The organism is Pedobacter steynii, from assembly GCF_001721645.1.
Lineage (GTDB): Bacteria > Bacteroidota > Bacteroidia > Sphingobacteriales > Sphingobacteriaceae > Pedobacter > Pedobacter steynii_A.
This window is the reverse complement of sequence record NZ_CP017141.1, coordinates 4,999,227-5,018,759: the sequence shown is the minus strand read 5'-3', so window position 1 is coordinate 5,018,759 and position 19,533 is coordinate 4,999,227. Positions and strand designations below refer to the sequence as shown.

Sequence of the window (19,533 nt, the reverse complement as noted above, 5' to 3'; positions counted from 1 at the left end):
ACTAAATGTCACACCGTACCTATTTATACAATATCAATACCCCATCAGTTGCCGAAAATGCGGATAAGATGATGATGGAATGGGGTTACGAAATGCCACTTATGCTTCAGCCATTATTAGTAGCAGGAGGCTTCATTTCAGGCAACAATTACAACAATCACGTGGAATTTAACGATTCCGGCTTATTCTATGACTCCAAACCTGGAATTGAAAACCTGAAACGGTTTTATAAATTTCTCGAAGAACAGCCCGACCTGATTGTAAATACTGAAAAGTTTAAAGATGCCCGCGATAAGCTTTTCAATTACCTGGATAAGCTTACAGGAAATTACTTTCACCTGGACATCTGGGATGTTTTGAATATGGACGATACCCCTCATGCAGAACAGGCCAGAATGTGGTTGGCTAACATTGCTTACAACAATCAGGCAATTACGGCAGCAATGGACGCTGGAGATATCAGCTTGCTTAATTATAAAAATCTTAAAGATGTTAGTCCCGCTTTCCGCTCTTTTCCTGAACTGTTAAATTATGAAGACTATGATTATGGCTGGTCCTGTATCTGGGTATCCGCTGAAGAACAGCTTTCTTATGAAATATTTGAAGAGAATAAACTTTGGGGATTAAGGAGTAAAGACGGCCAAGTTTTATTAAATCCTCAGTTTGATGAATTTTACGCCTTTGGTCCCCATAATCTTGCAGTAGTATCGCAAAACAATAAATATGGATACGTAGACACCGCCGGAAGGATAGCAATTCCATTGGTCTGGGACGATGCCTATGATTTCGAGTATTCAGGTGTCGCAGTAGTTATATCGCAGGAAAAATCCGGATTGATCAACACAAAAGGCGATCGGATCACACCGCTTATTTATGACGAACTGGAAGTTGTTGGAGATGGAAGCGCTTTCAATGCAAAAAAAGAAGCTTTCTGGGGCCTCATCGACACCTCCGGCCAGGTTGTTGTTGATTTTGAGCACCAGGATGTAATTGATGCAGGATATGGTTTTTATCACATCCAAATTAGTGGACAGAAAAACCAAAAGATTTACAATGAATTTTTTAAATACCTGGGCGAATTCCCAATTGACTCCATAGAAAATCTGGATAAGGGCTTGCTATTAATTAAACCACATAAAGGACTTAATTCCAGCCTACTATACAAAAAAGATGGAACGCTGTTGGATAGCGGCTTTGAAAAGATCAACAGGCAAACAAATTTCAAAGACATACTGGTTATTCGAAAAGACAAGAAACATGGCGTCATCAGCAGAAAAAATGAAAGTTATATTCTGCCCTGCCAATATGATGCAATTCTGGATATCCGCGCAACAGTTAACGATGAGATAAGCGACATCGCACTCGTACATCAGGGAGATAAAAAGGGCATTTACGATGGTAATCCGGATAAGCCGTCCTGGCTAATTCCCCTTGATGACTATCAGCAAATCCTTTGGCTTCATGACACCGTTTTTACCCTTCAAAAAAACCAAATGTGGAGCATAGCCAATGCCACAAACCATAACATCGGTGATTTTGAATTTGACCTGGTTGTACAGAAACCCAATGAAGATGGTTTTGCCTACGCATTTAAAGCAGACAAGGTCTATTCCGTTAGTGAGGCCGCAATCACTCCTACCAGTAAATCAGTTGCACTGGAACATGCCAGCGAGGATTACGCCTACTATTTCGAATACGAAACCAGGAAAAGACTTCTGGCCTATGGAAAAGGGATAGACCGGAATGATGAACGAATAGCAGATGAACTGGTTCCTGCTTACACCCTTTGTGTCCTGGCTACCGAAGCCTACGAGGCTAAAGATTATGCAAAATCAATCTACTATGATACCATTGCAGCTGAAAAAGGTTATACGCTTTCCATGAACAACCTTGCACATCTTTACTATAACATTGAAGGATTTATTGATGATGATAAAGCATTTTATTGGTACCATAAAAGTGCAACGGGTGGCAATGAAAATGCAATGAATGGGCTGGGAATGTGCTATAAATATGGGATTGGAACTCCGGTAGATATAGACCAGGCATTATTCTGGCTAAATCAAGCTGCGGAAGAACAACTGGCAATAGCCAACAACAACCTGGGCGACTTGTATTCGGAAGATCTTCTGCTTCCCTCCGATCACGATAAAGCACTTCAATACTATCAGGCTGCTGCAGACCTCGGTGAACCTAGAAATAACTGGTTAGGTTACCTTAATGATCTAAAAGGCGACTACGAAAAGGCACTGCATTATTATCAGCTGGGTGCCGACGAAGGAATTGATGTCTCCGCCTACAATCTTGGCATTTTTTATCTACACGGATTAGGAACCAGCAAAAATGTCATCAAGGCAATAGATAGCTTTAAACTTTCATTAAACTTTGGATATCAGCAGGCACATATAGAGCTTGCCTTAATTTACCAGAATGAAACAGGTTTTAAGGATGAACAAAAAGTACAGCAGCATATCGACGCAGCAAAAGCAGCAGGTTTGGAAATACCAGAAGATCTTTTGATCAAAAAGAAAGGATGGTTTGGTCTTTAGGAATGGTTAAAAGCCCCCTTATATTGTCGCGATCACACCTCACCTGTGCAGCTCTTCCTCTTTAAATTTGGATAAGAATTAAACTAATAGAACCAAAATGAGAAAGATCAGAATCTTCGAACATATCTCGCTTGACGGTGTAATCGAGCACGACGAAAACTACGTGTATGGCGCATGGACAACACCCTATCGCAGCCCTGCGGGAATGGCGATGCTTCTTGAGGCATACGGTATAAGCTTTGACCTGCTGCTTGGCCGCAACACTTACGATACCTGGTCGGGCTTCTGGCCTGATGCCGGGGACTTTCCTATGGCAAACGCTCTAAACGCTGCAACCAAATACGTTGCTACCCACAGATGTGAAGGCCTGGAATGGGGACCTGTTAAGGATTTGGGCGAAGATATCATAGAAGGGCTTCGCAAACTCAAATCGTCAGATGGCCATGATCTGGTCCTTTCCGGAAGTACATCATTAATATCTTTGCTCCTCGACGCGGGATTGATAGATGATGTTACCCTCATCGTATATCCTGTAATACTGGGTAAAGGCAAACGCCTATTTACAGACAGCTTTGACGCACGCGAACTCGAATACGTCAGCACATTGACCACACCAACAGGTGTGCTGCTCAACACTTATAAGCACCTTGGATCGCTGAAAAAATAATCTTTCATCGAGCTACCTCATTTAATTTTGTCCTGTCAAATGATCAAAGCAATCCCTTTTCTTTCATGAGTTCTTCATGATCGGAGTGCGAAATGTTCATTGCGATCTTGGGAGATGTTTTTACATGCAAAAAAACAGGAGATGTAGAATGTAGTCAACGCATTTCCGGTTTATGAAATTTGACGAATCCGGTCGGCAAAATATTCCGACAACTTCCTGACCAGATTCTTCTTACTTTTCATAGAAATGCTGTCCCATAACTTTATATGTAGTAATAAAAAACAAGGCAATTCAGGGATTGATTTCAGTAATTGATAAAATGGCATAGCACCCTGCTAAAAATAAACCATTTATGAGGCCAAAAAAAAGCCACAATTACCCATCGATGGATATTGTGGCTTAAGAGAATATATTTTTTATGTTTCTAATATGTAATTTTAAGTTCTTGTAATCTGGAATTATTCGTGCCGGTTACTTTTTGAACATTATCCTTATGAAAATTGTACCTACTAAAAACTACATCATTTGGTATAATTTTCAAATTTCCTCTCCCATTTTGAGGATTATTAAAATACCTCATTCCAGTATTAACATCCTGGGTAAGGTAAGCATTTGCAGATATGGCGGGCCCTCTAGTTCCCTTAATTGTTTGTATGTCCAATTCTATAATTGGATGTCCAGGAAGTCCGTATCTTGTATCAGGTCTAAAATCAAATACTCTCCTTATCATTTCTAAGGATTCTAAAATTCTTAACTGGCTTTCCATTACGATATAATAATATCCTGTATTAATATCTTTATAAAAAGTGCCGTCTTGTATCCTAAATTCCCATGGACCTGATTCCTTAAGGTAAAAAGCAACCCCTTCATACACAAAGCCAGAATTTCCATCCCCTAATTCATTTTTGTCTCTTGTATAAAAGTGAGAACTGGTAGAATTTCTATAATATCTGTAAATAGGGAAACTTCCTTCTTCGCTACCCAAAAAACTTTTGCCAAGATCACGATCTTTTTTCCAGCCAGGTTGTCCGTTAAATTCATTAGGATTGGTCGTTAACACTAAATCTTCGTTGTTGATATTAAACCAGGCTGTAATCATATTTCCTTTTCCGGTTACTTTATCATCAGCAGCACCTAAAGTTCGCTCCAGAAAATTATAATACTGCCCAGGTTGGGTACGTGGGAGCTCGGATGGTAATGGCGAATTTGAATACATATGCTTCTTCGTATGGCTACTGTAAAAGCCATAAATAGTCCAGGGATTTGTACCGACCTGCCAAACTTTATTAGAATCTGATACCGTAGGGGTGTTTACAAAGCCATACATTAATTGATTCTTTTTAGTTTGGGTTTCTTCGTTTTGGATTTCAAATCCATCCTTAGAGCAGCTAAGCAAACTTAACGTAATTAATGACAATAATAGTTTTTTCATAATTTGAATAATATTTTGCACAAAAATACAAACATATCGCGTTCCTATGAAAAAAATAACGAAATATCTAAGCTAGATATATTTTTAATATTCTTTTTTGAAAATATCACGTAATCGAATTTAAAATATCTAAGGCATCAGCTCGTCGTTGCAATTAGCATTCTCCAAAATACATGCAATATTGTACTTCATATTCTCATTTGTCTAGCGCCACTTTTTTTCAAGTACAGTGTCTAGTTTATGAAAACATCATTAAACCATCTATCATCAGTATAAAATTCGAAATCAGGAGTTAACGATGATTTTTGATAAATTTCACCGTCTTTTGTTTTGATAAATTGTGGTCTTGTTGTCATATCTAAATTTTGCATATCAACAAGGATTGGGTCAAGGTAAAATGTACTACGGAACGTGGAATTAATAACAACGCGGTTATGCTGCGAAAGTTCTTTTACGTTTTGACAAACCAGTAACTTCGCAGGTGCTAAAAATGAGTGACAAAGAACATGATCTAATAAACAATTAGGAATTAACTCAAGAACACAGGATAGAGGTTTAAAACGAAATTTTATTTAGGCGGTACACACAAGGTACAAATTATACCAAAATAAAAACAAATTTGATCTTAGCATGATCTACGAACCTATTCCTTATTCTTGCAAAGAATTAAGCTATTATTCTAAAATATGAAAGATAAATTTTCTGACGACAATCAAACTGGAACGGTTTTTACTTTTTCTGACCTTGTGAATACCAATTTTCAAGGGGCTATGAATGCGATTTGCTGGTCCAGAAATTTAGTTGGAGATTTTAAAGAAATCGTGTCTAAACTTCACTTAAAAGAGAAGATTACTGAAGTTTCCATTAAAGACCTTTTAGCGCTTCAGTTATCAGAAAAAGGTGATATGGCAAGGGAAACCCTCTTAAGTGATTTACAGTTATTAGCTGATCTTGGAGCATCGCCTTCACTCAATTTACTTAAAAGTTACGAACGGGATGAGGAGTTAGATTTCATTTCAACCGATGTATATTCTTATCACGTAGATCGTTCAACAATTGGAACGGATACATTTCTATGTACCTATTATGGTGCGGCAAGTGATATCTTACCCAATAGTCAGGTTGAACAAAAAATATTGATTCCTGAAATTCGGGAAAAGCTCAAAAAGTTACATAAGGGTTCAGAAGCGGAATTTGAAACCTTTTTGCAGGAATATTATTTTGATCTGCATTATCAACCTAAACCCAATGCGCAGCCAATAAATTTAGGATTAGGTCATCTTTGGAGATTAGCTGTAGATCATCCTGAACAAAAAGTTTTACCCTGTGTTCATCGGGCACCTATAGAAAATGAAGGCGAATACCGCCTGCTTCTGATTTGCTAGTAACCTTTCGACCTATCTAATGATTATTTTCCTTATGAAAAAGATTTAAGTCGGGCAAATAATAATTAGATTTACTATTAAAAACCCCCAAACAATCTGGATTGTAGAGATCGTACTTAATTATGAATACCTATCGCTTCCGTTTTAATAATGGCAAAAAAACCTCGACTATTCTGTTTTGGTTTTTTACCACGTTACTAACTATTACATTAACAACCACTGGTTTAATGGAAAATTCACACCCACTTTTCCCACCCTGGCTATTGCTGATCTTCTTACCTTTAACGTTAGTGGCCATTTACCAGTTGTTTAAAGTGGCCTCCGAAAGGAAGTCAACAGAAATTATCTCAGTAAGTAAAGAAGGCTTTACCAGCTTATATTTTGGTTCTGTTTTGTTTTCGGAAATACACTCCATTCGGGTTCCTATATGGCAAATGGCTCTATTTGGGGGACTGCAGCAGGACTATTACAAAAAAACAGATGTTGACACTCCTTATCTGGAATTTTCGATCACCACCCGGGATGGAAAAACGTTAAATTGGGTGTTGAATGAGTGGGGCGGGCTTTACAACTCAGAAGAAGAATTTTCGATTTTCTTTACCTTTCTCACAGTGCTAACTGATCAGCTGTATCAGCTTTACTATATTAATGAGCCATATAACAGCTATTTAAAAATTCTTGACGAAAAAGGTTCCTGGGAAAAGCAATAAACCAATCTGTCGTCTTTACTGTATTCATGGGCTACCGGGATAATTAATTTGAGCCGTATAGATAAGCTCAATAATGATCGAACGCTGATCTTTGTATCATGACAACGATCAAAAAAATTCAATTAGGCCAAAACGGCCCACTCGTGTCCAAACTTGGTTTGGGCTGTATGCGCATGTCTTCCGTATGGGGAGGTCCAACGCCAGGTGAAACCGAAAGTATAGCTACCATACAGTCTGCACTTGACAGTGGCATCAATTTTTTAAATACCGGTGATTTTTATGGTGCAGGACACAATGAACTGCTAGTCGGTAAAGCCATTAAAGGCCGCAGAGACGATGCTTTCATCAGCGTTAAGTTTGGTGGTCTTTTTCATAACGGCCAATGGCTGGGCCTGGATCTGCGCCCTGTGGCTATTAAGAATTTCATCAATTATTCGCTTATCCGTTTAGGCATTGACACCATAGACTTGTACCAGCCCTGCCGGATGGACGACAGCGTACCTGTAGAAGATATCATAGGTACCGTAGCCGATCTGATCAAAGAAGGTAAGGTACGCTACATTGGTGTTTCTGAGATCACGGCCGATCAACTGCGTGAAGCAAACCGGATTCATCCGATAAGCGCATTGGAAATCGGCTATTCACTCGCAGACAGACAGATAGAAAGCGATTTATTGCCGGCAGCTAAAGAAATGGGTATCGCAGTAGCCGCCTTTGCCAACACCGCTGAAGGTCTGTTAACAGGCGACATGAAAGCGCCGCTTTCAAGTGATGATTATCACCTGCACTTCTCGCGCTTTCAGGGTGATAACCTTGTTAAAAACCTGGAAAAAGTGGAGGTATTAAAAGCCCTGGCGAAAGATAAACAGCTTACACCTACACAAATTGCCATCGCCTGGGTAAATGCGCAAGGCGAACATATGATGCCGTTAGTGAGCATGAGCCGCCGTTCAAGGTTACCGGAAAATATCGCTGCCATGGGCATTGAATTTACGATGTCTGAAATGGAATTATTAAATACTACTTTTGCATCGGGCGCCATCTTAGGCGGCACTTACTTACAGAGATAAATGACCAACCCAGCTGAAATACTTCCCGGTGTGATCTTCTATTCCTATCTCTCCGCAGAACGGAAAGATAAAGTATGCTTCTGGAACCATCATACGCTGGTATTGATGGTTTCCGGCCAACTTCATTTAGAAACGGCCGACCAGCGCCTGGAGCTCAAAGCAGGCGAAATGCTGCTGGTAGGTAAAAATCAGCTGGGTACGCTGACTAAAACCCCTCTTCACGGCCAGGGTTATGAAAGCATTGTTATTTGCCTTCAGGAAGATCTGTTACGCAAAATAGCGCTGGAAGAACAGATCGACACCGGTCCTAAATATCTCGGTCCATCTAACGTGCCCATTCCGACCGATCCATTTCTTCTCGGCTATTTTCAATCCATTATTCCCTATGCACACTCCCCGGTAGGGACGCTCACAGAAGATATGGGCATCCTCAAAGTCAAAGAAGGCGTTAAACTATTATTACATAGCCTGCCACAATTGAGGTCATACTTATTCGATTTTGCAGAACCTCATAAAATTGACCTGGAGCGGTTTATGATGGCCAATTTTCATTTTAACGTTCCGGTTGAAAGATTTGCCCGGCTCACTGGACGCAGCCTCGCAGGCTTTAAACGCGATTTTGCAAAAACGTTTGGCACACCTCCCCGTCAATGGCTGTTAGATCAACGCCTTAAAGCGGCAAAGCATCTGATCGAGCAGAAACATCAAAAGCCATCGGCCATTTATTTAGATCTCGGCTTCGAAAGCCTGCCTCATTTTTCACGTTCGTTCAAACAAAAATTCGGTAAAGCACCATCGCTGATTTGATCATACTACGTGGCCACGACAATATTTTAAAAATTCGGACTCCTGTTTTGTTAAAATCTTTTCAATAAACTATCCCTGTTATATTTCAGCACCAATAATATGTTACCAGGAAATAGTATTAAATTAGCTTAAGATTTTTAATAGACAGCATGCAGAATTGCTTTATTTGTTTTAACAGATGATAAAAGCCTAACCATGGCCAGAGATCATAAAAATGATTTAATAGAATAATACAAATGATGGAGACAAACCAATTGCTCTTCTTTTTTAGCGCCCTGGGAGCTTTTAATGGTTTCTTACTTTCATTATATTTTGCCATAAATGCTAAAAAGAAAATTTTCACAAACTACTTTTTATCCTTGCTACTGCTGGTTCTTAGCATCAGAATTATTAAATCAGTATTTTTCTATTTCAATCCACATTTATCCAATGCTTTTATTCAGGTTGGGATTTCTGCCTGTGTTCTGATTGGTCCATTTCTTTTTTTATACCTGAAATCATACACAGAAGAGGAAAAGCCAAATTGGGCAAAACATGTCATACCTTATATGGCCGTAATCACCATTTTAGGATATTTTTATCCTTATGTTGAACACCGTACAATTTGGAGTAGATGGGTTCTGTCAGCAATATCTGCCCAGTGGGGCATTTATATCATTTTGTCCATAAAATACCTTCTACCGGTTATTCAAAAAATCAGAGAGAAAGAAAGTTTACGCAAAATAGAGGTATGGTTAATTAGCATTCATTTAGGGGTTACACTTATATGGTTGGCATATACTACCTCAGCTTACACATCTTATATAGCCGGAGCCTTGTCATTTACATTTATCTTGTACATCATTGTCTTACTTTTAGTTTTTAAAAACAGTAAAGAGTCCGCCTTTTTTCAGGAAAAAGAGAAATATAAAAACAAAGAAATCGATCAGAAAACGCTTGATGTCATTGAGCAAAAACTATCCATCATTATGGAAAAAGAACTATTTCTTAATCCAAATTTCACACTTGAAGAAGCCGCAAAAGAATTGAAAGTAACAAAGCATCTATTATCACAATATGTAAATGAGATTTTAGGTAAATCTTTCTCCAGTCTTGTTAAAGAATATAGAATTGAAAAAGCAAAAAGGTTATTAGAAACCGAAAAAAAACTATACCATCGAAAGTTTAGGCTATGATAGTGGTTTTAACTCTAAATCGACCTTCTTTACTGCATTTAAAAAAACAACTGGCTTCACTCCCGCCGAATATCAAAAATCACACTCAAAATGAGTTCGAATCTATAATACCGTACTCCCAGTTTACAAACCAAGCCCCTGGAGGCCGGATGTCACTCTACATTTGTAATCAAAAAAACACTTATGTATAGATCGACATCTAAATTTTATCAGGTAATTATTATGGGCATTTTATTCAGCTCATTGCTTACACATGCTTATGCGCAAAAAAAGATCTTGTTTGTCACATCCAATCAAGAGTTTTATGGGAACAGTAAAATTACTGCCGCGAACCACTTTGAGGAGATCGTCGCTCCTTATCATCTATTTGTAAAAGCAGGGCTGACAGTCGATTTTATCAGTCCGAAGGGCGGGGCAATTCCAATTGGCTATATCAATTCATCTGATAGTATTCAGAAAAAACATCTTTATGATGCATTTTTTATGGACAAATTGCAACATACATTAAAACCATCAGATATCAGGACAGACGATTATAGTGTAATTTTTTATACCGGTGGCGGAGCAGCCATGTTTGGTGTGGCAGAAGATCAAACTATTCAGAACATCGCAAGGAAAATTTATAACCAGGACGGAGTAGTTGCCGCCATTTGTCATGGCACGGCAGGGTTAGTCTACCTAAAAGATGATGCTGGAAAATCACTGTATAATGGCAAAAAGATAACAGGGTTTCCAAACAAGTTTGAGAGAAAGGAAGCCGAATATTACAAAACATTTCCTTTTGTAATTGACGAGGCCATAAAAAGCAATGGAGGCAACTTTGTGTATTCTGATAAAGGCTGGGACGGTTTTACTATTGTTGATGGTAGATTTGTAACCGGACAGGACCCTAGTTCTGCATCAAAAATGGCTCATGATATTATAGCACTTATTGGAGCCAATACCCCCCACATACGGAACAACCCCTTTAAGAATTTGGATAAGGTATTCTCCGACTGGAACAATGCGCCGTATAAACCGGGCGTGGCGGCAGGGTTGTTAAAGAACGGCAAAATTGTCTACCTGAAAGGATTTGGAACGGCTGATGTTCATCATCAATCAGACATCACCACAGACACCAAATTCCAAATAGGTGCGATGTCAAAGCAATTTACAGCCTTTGCAATTTTACTGCTTGAGGAACAGGGGAAACTGTCTCTATCTGATGATGTTCATAAATACATCCCACAATTACCTGATTTTGGATATCCAATAACCATCAAACATTTGTTAAGCCAATCGAGTGGATTGGCTGATTTTTTAGCCTTAAAAGAAATTGCAGGCTGGAGAGATAACGATGTTTTTACACAGCAAGATGCGTTGGATTTAATCTTTCAACAAAAGAAATTGGATCACATACCGGGTACAAAATTTTCTCAGACCGCATCAGGACTCATTTTATTGACCGAAGTAGTAAAACAAGTTACCGGGCAAACCCTGGCAGCCTTTTCTCAGCAACATATTTTTCAACCCCTGGGCATGACCAATACTTTGTTTTATGATGACAATCAACTGATCATCCCTAATGTGGCTGTCTCCTATCAAGTTGAAAAAAACGGGTTAAAGAATAATCCTATCAACTATTCCATTATTGGAACTACTAATCTTTATACTTCTGTAGCGGATTTAAGTCGTTGGTATCTCAATTTTGAGAACCCCCAAATAGGCAGTAAAAAACTAATTGAAAAACTGACTTCGCCTGTTACTTTAAATGATGGCACGACAACCTATACCCCTACTGCAGGAAGATTGCTATACGGACAACAATATCAGCATGCGGAACGAGGTGTTCCAAAAATCTGGACTTATGGGTTAGATGGTGGTTATGCCAGTAATATTTTCATATTTCCACATCAAAATGTCACTTCATTTGTTATTGGCAACAACAATAGATACAATGGTGGTCTTGCCATGAATATGGCTGTCGAAGTGCTGGGGGATATATTTCCTGCACCCGCAAATATTGATTTCAATAAGCTTAAAACCATAAAATTAACACGTCAACAATTAGAAACATACAGTGGCCATTATTGGGACAATGAACACGTAGCGGCCCGTAGGATTTATGTGAAAAATGATACATTACGCTACCAATCTTTAGACAGCAATAACGAGAGCCTTCTGGTACCAGTATCAGAAAATAAATTTCAAATGATGGTTAACGGCGATGATGTGATCATGGTGAAATTTCGAAAAGAAGAAGATACCATGAAAATGATTTACACTTCCGGTGAAAGCGATGAGTATATATACGAAGGCTACAATCCTATCAAACACGCTGCTACTGCTTTAAATGAGTTTAGGGGTACCTTCTATAACAGTGCATTAAAGATAATATACTCATTGTCTCAAAATGAAAAAGGCTTATTTACAAGCAATAAAAATCAACCCGTAATTAGCTTCACTCCTATCCAGACTGACCTATTCTTAAGTAGCGCCAGGAGTTTTGGCAGTATTAGGTTTGCTCGTGACAAACAAAAAAACATTACAGGGTTTTATATAGTTTCGGATAGGACTAAAAACCTGTTTTTTGAAAAAATAGATATTAAGAATCCATAGATTGCCAATCTGCTGCAATCTCTATAAAGAGCTGTTCTGCCGGGTTTATCTATTAACCAGTTAATAAATGTTAAATATCTAATAATCTTTTTCTTAAGTTTTACTTTAGTATAAATTAAATAATGACAATGAGAAAATTAGCGCTACTATTTGCTGGCATCTCGACCGTAATCAGTTGCTCAAGAATACCTGAGAAAGAGTCAACCACCGCCCAGGATGCAAGACCGGTTATTGAGCATTTATACTCGAAATCTGTTGCTGATTCCTTTACCGTCAGCATTAGTCTGCCGACAGGCTATAGAGCTAGAGAAGACAAAAAATACCCAGTGGTCTACCTGCTGGACGGGAACCTTTATTTTGACATTATGGCGACTACCCTCCGAAAGTATTCAGAGGTGGGACTTTCTCCTCATGTTATTCTTGTTGGCATCGGATACAAAGATTTTTCAACCATGGATTCACTGAGAACCAGAGACGATACCTATCCTGTAGCCATACCTGAATATGAAATGAGTACAAGCGGAGGTGCTCCTAAATTCTTATCATTCATAGCTAGGGAACTGATCCCTTATATTGACAAGAACTATCACAGCAACAGTTCAAAACGGGTTTTGATGGGCCATTCTCTGGGCGGCTATTTTACCACTTTTGCCTTGTTGCGAACGCTGGAAGGAGAAAGAACAGGTATACAGGGCTTTATTGCTGCCAGCCCCTCGTTGCATTACAACAAGTATTTTCTGGCGGATAAATTTAAAAAACTCTCCTTATCTTCAGACACCAATCCCAACCTCAGGGTATATGTTACTTATGGCGGCATGGAAGACAGTCAGGATGAGCCTGGCAGCAGGGGATTAAAGGAACTCACTCTAGATCTGTCGGGTGTATTTGATTCGGGAAAGCACTCCAGGGTACAATTCAAAAGCGATATTTTTTCAAATCTTGACCATATGGATACACAGCTGCCAACCTTTATCAAGGGTTTGCAATGGGTAGTCACTGATAAAAAATAACGCAAAGAACAATTTAACTCATCCTGCGGCCAGATTTACATCGATACAAAAATATAGTAACGCTTACAGGTCACTATTGTAAAGCAAATCAATTTCTTAACCTATTGTTAATAGTGTACTTACTAGATTTGCGCTGCATTCGGGGAACTCAAATTGAAACAGCAGGCAAAGAAACAATACATTACCAACGTGTACAATAAATTCTGGAAAGAACTCTACCTCGTTGCCTTCCGCCGTTTAGGGGACGAGGCGCAGGTAGAGGATATCCTGCAGGATCTGTTTCTATCCTTGCTGGAAGGGCAATACGACCTGGAAAACGAAAATGCTGTCCGCGCATTACTTCATACCCGCCTAAAAAGCCGGATCATAGATTTTTTCAGAAAAGAGCTTTTGAAAATGAATTTTGAAAGTCAGGAAACTTCAAGAACCGAAGCCGATTCCCTTTCCAGTGACCACCGTTTGATGACCCGAGAACTGGAATCCGTTGTCATGCAGGAAATCAATAAACTGCCTGAAAGAATGAAAGAGATTTTCCTGCTTAGCAGGGAAGAAATGCTGACCAATGAAGAAATAGCCAGCCGTTTAAACATCTCCGGTAAAACGGTAAGAAACCAACTGAGCACTGCCTTAAACCGGATCAGACTTACTGTCCGAACTTACAGTACCGGGGAGCCCGAACTTGCCTCTGTAACGATCATCATCACTTTGGCGACCCTATTGTTAAGCGATCGTTAACAAAAAACACCAGTTATATTAAGTTTTATTTTGATCTGGGACAACTGGGCCTGCTGTACGGTTATATATCCAAAGGACAACATATGGATGAGCAGGAAAAGAAAAAATCAATAGACTACTGGTACGCAGCTTTTGACCTTCCAGACGAAGAGCTGAAAGTTTTTACGGACAAAGAACATGAGGAAAAAGTTCGGCTCAGGCTGCTCAGCAGGATCATCTCCAATATACCAGAAACCAGCCAAAGCCCAGGTATATTTTTACTTCAGCCAGCCAACTGGATAAAAATAGCTGCGGTACTGACATTTTTTATCTGCAGCGTTCCGCTTTATCAGTACCTGGTAAATAGAAATGCACATCAGACCAAAAATGATTTGACATGGAGCATTAGCAAAGTGGCAACGGGCAAGATGCTCAAGGTGATCTTGTCAGACGGCTCAGAAATCCTGCTGAATTCCGGCTCGGAACTGAAATATCCACGCCATTTTACCGGAACAAAACGAGAAATCTATTTGAACGGCGAGGCTTTTTTCAAAGTTGCCCATAATCCGGACAAGCCATTTGTGGTGACCACCCGGAAACTACAAACGACCGTACTAGGCACATCCTTCAATATACGCGCTTATTCGGCTATGGATCAGGTTGTGGTGAATGTGGCAACTGGTAAAGTTGGCATCTCCGCCTCCGGTAAGACACTTGCTGCTTTGCTACCCAATCAGCAGATCACTTTCCAGGTCGCTAGCGGAGCCTATCAGGTGAAGGAGTTCAACGCCCAGATGGCCCACTCATGGCAAAATGGATCAATCAGATTGGACGGTGCTTCCTTTCGGGAACTGGCTTTAGTGATCAAAAATACCTGGGGACTTACCTTGGAGACCAAAAGTGAAAGACTGGCCACAGCAAGTTATAAAACCACATTCCAAACAAATAATCAAATTACAGAAGTTATGAAAGCAATCAGCAAAATGACGGATGCGAAATACCGCATAAGGGACCATATCATCACACTTTATGAGTAGATAAGTATTAAAAAAGAAACAGCGGCTAACTCCCCGTCGAAAGTTCGTTAGTCCCGCTGTGTAATTAAAAGGCATAACCGTTTAACAACAATCAAAAATAGGAAACCTATGTGAACTGGCAATATCAAGTCGGGATTAATTCGCATTACCTCCCCTATCTTTTGAACAACAAAAAAAACATGAAAAAAAACGTCACGGCGATTATGAGAGTCACGACCGTTGTATTAGGACTATTTATTGGTTTCAGCAGCTTAATCTGGGCCAGCGAAAGCAGCGGCCAGAAACTGAATGAAATTAAAGTTACCATAAGTATTAAAAACGAAAACCTGGCAGCTGTACTAGCCAGAATTGAAAAAAGTACAGGCATTGCTTTTTCGTATGACAAAAATTTACTCCTAAGGGTATCGGTACCCGCACAGTCTTATCGTGAAACATCCCTTCCTGTAGTACTAAATAAACTACTAAAATTAACAGTATATGATTATGAAGTCATCAATAACAATGTGGTGATCGGTAGGGCAAAACCTACGTCTAAACCTGTTCAGGCTGGCCGTCTATCAGGAAAAATACTCGACAATAAGGGAGGACCACTTCCTGGTGCGTCTATCAAAATCCTGGAACTCAACCAAACGGTAGCCAATGCTGTAGATGGTAGTTATCAGATTTCCTTGCCCCCAGGTACCTATACCATAGAGGCAAGCTACATCGGCTTTCACACCACCCGGATCTCAGATGTAAAGGTGTTATCCGGTCAAAATACGCCTTTGAATATCGTACTCGAAGAAAATGCTCAGCGCCTGAATGCCGTGGTCATCACCAGTTCTTACAAGAAAGCTTCTGTAGAAGGTCTATATGCCAGACAAAAGAATGCAGCCTCCGTAACTGACGGGATCTCCGCAGAGCAAATCAGCGCTACACCGGATAAGCACATCGGTGAATCCTTAAAAAGAATCACGGGCCTAAGCACTACAGATAACCGAAACGTAGTAGTACGTGGTGCTGCAGAAAGATATAACGTAGCACAATTAGATGGCATCATGCTGCCCAGTACAGATGTGCAAAGCCGGAATTTCGACTTTACGCTCATTCCGAGTAATCTGGTGGAAAGCATCGTCGTCAACAAATCAGCCACACCCGACATGACCGCCGGTTTCGGTGGCGGATTGATCCAGGTCCATACCATTTCCATTCCGACAGAAAATTTTCTTTCTTTCAGTGCCGGAACTTCATTTAATACACGAACCGTAGGGGAAGATTTTTACGGCTATAAGCGTGGAAAATATGATCATCTCGGCTTTGATGACGGAAGCAGAAATTACTTTCCTGCTGGGCTGAAAGAAGTTTCGAGTTTTAACCCAAGGAATAACAATCCGGGAAACACCACAGCTGCCGAGATAGCGGAGCAGAACAAAAGAATTGGAGGAACTGAGCGTCTGGGTAGCAGAATTTTTCGCGGCATGCCCTCCCAGAATTATCAGCTGAGCATCGGACGGAGCTACAGCCTATCAAAACAGCAATCACAAAAGATTGGTTTCGTTGGTTCCTTGAGTTACCGCAATACCCAAAGTATAGATGACATTCCCAATATCAGGCGTGGGGGCTGGGAAATCAATGCGACTCCGGATGACCCTGACAATATCAATAAGGGGAATTTGTACAATTTCAACACAACACTGGGCGCATTACTGAATGGAGGTTACCGCGGTGAGAAACATCAGATTACCTTAAATAATTTTTATTCGCGCGTGTTCAACGAGCAACTTGAGCGGATCAGCGGCTGGAGATATGGCAACCCCAAAGACGATGACCTTCAAAAGCATCCTGGGATTATGGAAGATGACCGCCCTGTTTTTACTGATCTTTTGCAAAATAAGATCAGCGGGGAGCATTTGTTGGGAATCATAAAGCTGGAATGGAATGCCGCCAGAGTGTCGATAGATGCCCGGGAAATTGATGCGATCAAAGCAGGACTCGCTCCGGAAGAGATGGCCAATAAGCTAATCTATAAATACCTGCCAGGTCAGGGCAGCACATCGGGTGGTGGCGGAATGCTGGAACGTGACAAGTTCGTTTACAAGGAGCGCAATCAAACCGCAGCCCTTAACGCATCTGTAAACTTCGCCATTGGAAAACAAAAGCAAATATTTAAAACCGGGGTTTTCTATTTGGACAGGCATGCGACCTATGAATGGAATATGCTGCCGATAGTTAGCTTTGTGGCAACGGACAATCCATACGGTTATATGCCGGTACAACAATTCGGTGATCGTATGGGGATGGAAAACCCTATGACAGATGTCCTGTACATGCCCTATTCTTATCACTTAAGCAGATACGAAGGTAAGGATGTCAACAAGGCGGTATATGCAATGTTTGACAACAGGATTGCTAAAAACCTAAGGTTGGTTTGGGGTGGCCGTTACGAATACTTCAGGTATGACAGTCTGCAGAACAGCAGCAATATGCAGTGGACGCCGGAAGTGACGCTTAGAGACAGTGTAAGGTGGAAGTTTATGCCTTCAGCCCACCTTACTTATACACCAGTAAATAACCTCAACCTGCGTGTTTCCTATGCCAAGACAGCTGTGAGGCCATCATTGATGGATAATTCCAGGTTCTCCAGATACAATACAAACTTCGGAAGGATGCAGGTCAACATGGGATTGGAATCTTCTATTATTGACAATTATGATGTCAAACTAGAATGGTTTCCCAGTGCAGGTGACGTCATTTCAATTGGCGGCTTTTATAAATACTTTGACAAGCCTGCGGAATTCTATGCAGTCAATGATGTCTCCGGTACAGATAACCTTTATGTTTACACCAACAATTCCGACTGGGGCAAGATTCGTGGTATTGAGCTCGAAGTCCGCAAATCTCTTGGCTTCATTGCCCCATCCGTCGCCCTGCTTAAGAAAATTACACTGAGCGGAAATCTTACCTTATTGAAGTCGGAGGTGCAGTCAAGAGTCACCAGATACGAAGTTGATGAGAAAGGAGAACAACGCTCCTATTTTGAGTATATGAAATATAAACGCCCGCTATATGGTCAGGTCCCAACGGTAGTCAATGGCGGAATAAACTACACAGGCAAACATTTAAGCCTAAACCTGGTGTACAATTACATGGGATATAAGACTTTTATCACCGGAAATGACCCCAACCTCGTCGAATATGAAAGACCGAGAAGTCAGATCGATGCACAGGTTGGTTACCGTTTTTACCGAAACAAAGCGCAATTTAAGCTAAACATGAGTAACCTGACGGACAGACCATACCGTTTTTACATCAATGATGCTTCTACATACGAAATTAAAAACGCGAACCCCCCAGCCAATTCGGAGTGGAACGATGTATTTAAATATAAGTGGGGCTTTACAAATAAATTCGAAGAAGGCTATGCGGACAACAGTAAAGGCTTCTCTCAGCAGGTCGGAGACCGACAAACTTTTACCAGATATGTAGGACGTAGCTTTAGTCTCTCGCTTTCCTACAATTTCTAATTCCTGATTAATAAAAAATAAAACATGAAACAAAGATATCATATTATAATAGTGGTCATGCTGATGCTGGCCATGGTTACTCAGTCTTGTGAAAAGAATGGTGAGTTGGCCGTCCTTCCAATTGAAAAGTTGAGCCCCGTTGCATTTAAAGGTTTCGTGATGAAAGATACATTGGAACAGTATTTTGACGGTGTCAAAATGAGGGAATTTTACGGTCAGGTTAGGTTTGAAGGCAATATTGCTTTTCAAGGTGAAGCTCCTGTAAAAATGGAACTCAAAAAAAAGCGTACCGGGGAAGTGCTCTATACTCATACTATCGAGCGCAGTAATGCAAATACTCAATCTATTTCTTTCTTTTATGATGGGCAAAAACTGACAGAGAAATATCAATATCCTGAAGCAATTCCAAATACGGAACAGATTGCATTTTATTTTGATTTCCCAGCAAATATGCCTGTGGATATTGTGTATGGCGACGGCTCCGATGTCAACGCCGTAGAATATCTGGCTAGAAATGTCAAACCGGGTGAGTGGACAGAATTCATCAAAGTGCCGCCATTGGAAGGGGAAATGTACGTTTTATTGCTGAAAGCCGGAAAAAAAGAGTACATCATGAACAATGACGTAAACAGTAGCTACATGTCTGCACTTATATTGCCGAATAAATACGGGTATCAGGGAGGCGGTGTACAAAGTTGGCATGTAGGTATAAGGTATGATGCGGCGTCAAACAAACCAGTGCCGGATCCTCAAACTGATCTGGTGGCAATCTTTCCCAGATAGAACATTAACATAGTCGACTCTTATCTAGAGTCTATTTTGGTCCGGGTCTTTGCTGCCCGGACCTGCTTACACAGTTCCCGAAACTTACCCATC

At 40.3% G+C, this 19,533-nt stretch carries 15 protein-coding genes; 14 read left to right on the top strand and 1 reads right to left on the bottom strand.

Going from position 1 to position 19,533, the window contains the following annotated elements; translation table 11 throughout:
- The first annotated feature begins 5 nt into the window (after window positions 1-5).
- Window positions 6-2,549: an SEL1-like repeat protein gene (locus BFS30_RS20780; protein ID WP_069381051.1), complete on the top strand. Its 2,544-nt coding sequence runs from the start codon at window positions 6-8 to the stop codon at window positions 2,547-2,549.
- Between the two features lie 97 nt (window positions 2,550-2,646).
- Complete coding sequence (locus tag BFS30_RS20775) at window positions 2,647-3,216, top strand: dihydrofolate reductase family protein (RefSeq protein WP_069381050.1); 570 nt, start codon at window positions 2,647-2,649, stop codon at window positions 3,214-3,216.
- A 424-nt stretch (window positions 3,217-3,640) separates the two neighbouring features.
- On the opposite strand, the gene BFS30_RS20770 is transcribed toward BFS30_RS20775, so the two are convergent.
- Complete coding sequence (locus tag BFS30_RS20770) at window positions 3,641-4,648, bottom strand: hypothetical protein (protein WP_069381049.1); 1,008 nt, start codon at window positions 4,646-4,648, stop codon at window positions 3,641-3,643.
- 686 nt (window positions 4,649-5,334) lie between these two features.
- Here BFS30_RS20770 and BFS30_RS20765 point away from each other — a divergent pair.
- The 12 genes from BFS30_RS20765 to BFS30_RS20715 all read left to right on the top strand — a co-directional run bounded on the left by BFS30_RS20765 (window position 5,335) and on the right by BFS30_RS20715 (window position 19,440).
- Complete coding sequence (locus BFS30_RS20765) at window positions 5,335-6,033, top strand: DUF1826 domain-containing protein (protein ID WP_069381048.1); 699 nt, start codon at window positions 5,335-5,337, stop codon at window positions 6,031-6,033.
- Between the two features lie 227 nt (window positions 6,034-6,260).
- Window positions 6,261-6,743: a hypothetical protein gene (locus tag BFS30_RS20760; protein WP_157262990.1), complete on the top strand. Its 483-nt coding sequence runs from the start codon at window positions 6,261-6,263 to the stop codon at window positions 6,741-6,743.
- Between the two features lie 143 nt (window positions 6,744-6,886).
- On the top strand, window positions 6,887-7,813 hold the full coding sequence (locus BFS30_RS20755; RefSeq protein WP_237028623.1) for an aldo/keto reductase: 927 nt from the start codon (window positions 6,887-6,889) through the stop codon (window positions 7,811-7,813).
- A complete protein-coding gene (locus BFS30_RS20750; RefSeq protein WP_069381046.1) occupies window positions 7,814-8,620 on the top strand; it encodes a helix-turn-helix domain-containing protein in 807 nt (268 codons plus the stop codon).
- 236 nt (window positions 8,621-8,856) lie between these two features.
- A complete protein-coding gene (locus BFS30_RS20745) occupies window positions 8,857-9,795 on the top strand; it encodes a helix-turn-helix domain-containing protein (protein ID WP_083252149.1) in 939 nt (312 codons plus the stop codon).
- Window positions 9,776-9,889, top strand: coding sequence for an AraC family transcriptional regulator (locus tag BFS30_RS28225; protein ID WP_083252333.1), 114 nt, complete (start codon window positions 9,776-9,778; stop codon window positions 9,887-9,889). The genes BFS30_RS20745 and BFS30_RS28225 overlap by 20 nt, the downstream gene beginning before the upstream one ends.
- 89 nt (window positions 9,890-9,978) lie before the next feature.
- The gene (locus BFS30_RS20740; RefSeq protein ID WP_069381045.1) at window positions 9,979-12,393 is read left to right on the top strand and encodes a serine hydrolase; all 2,415 of its coding nucleotides are present in this window, start codon (window positions 9,979-9,981) and stop codon (window positions 12,391-12,393) included.
- A 128-nt stretch (window positions 12,394-12,521) separates the two neighbouring features.
- Window positions 12,522-13,403: an alpha/beta hydrolase gene (locus tag BFS30_RS20735; RefSeq protein WP_069381044.1), complete on the top strand. Its 882-nt coding sequence runs from the start codon at window positions 12,522-12,524 to the stop codon at window positions 13,401-13,403.
- A gap of 153 nt (window positions 13,404-13,556) precedes the next feature.
- The gene (locus BFS30_RS20730; RefSeq protein ID WP_069381043.1) at window positions 13,557-14,138 is read left to right on the top strand and encodes a sigma-70 family RNA polymerase sigma factor; all 582 of its coding nucleotides are present in this window, start codon (window positions 13,557-13,559) and stop codon (window positions 14,136-14,138) included.
- 83 nt (window positions 14,139-14,221) lie between these two features.
- On the top strand, window positions 14,222-15,154 hold the full coding sequence (locus BFS30_RS20725) for a FecR family protein (protein ID WP_069381042.1): 933 nt from the start codon (window positions 14,222-14,224) through the stop codon (window positions 15,152-15,154).
- A 179-nt stretch (window positions 15,155-15,333) separates the two neighbouring features.
- Window positions 15,334-18,657 (top strand): TonB-dependent receptor, encoded by a 3,324-nt coding sequence (locus BFS30_RS20720; protein WP_083252146.1) that lies wholly within the window; start codon window positions 15,334-15,336, stop codon window positions 18,655-18,657.
- Window positions 18,658-18,681: 24 nt separating this feature from the next.
- Window positions 18,682-19,440, top strand: a complete 759-nt coding sequence (locus tag BFS30_RS20715) for a hypothetical protein (RefSeq protein WP_157262989.1) — start codon at window positions 18,682-18,684, stop codon at window positions 19,438-19,440.
- Window positions 19,441-19,533 lie beyond the last annotated feature (93 nt).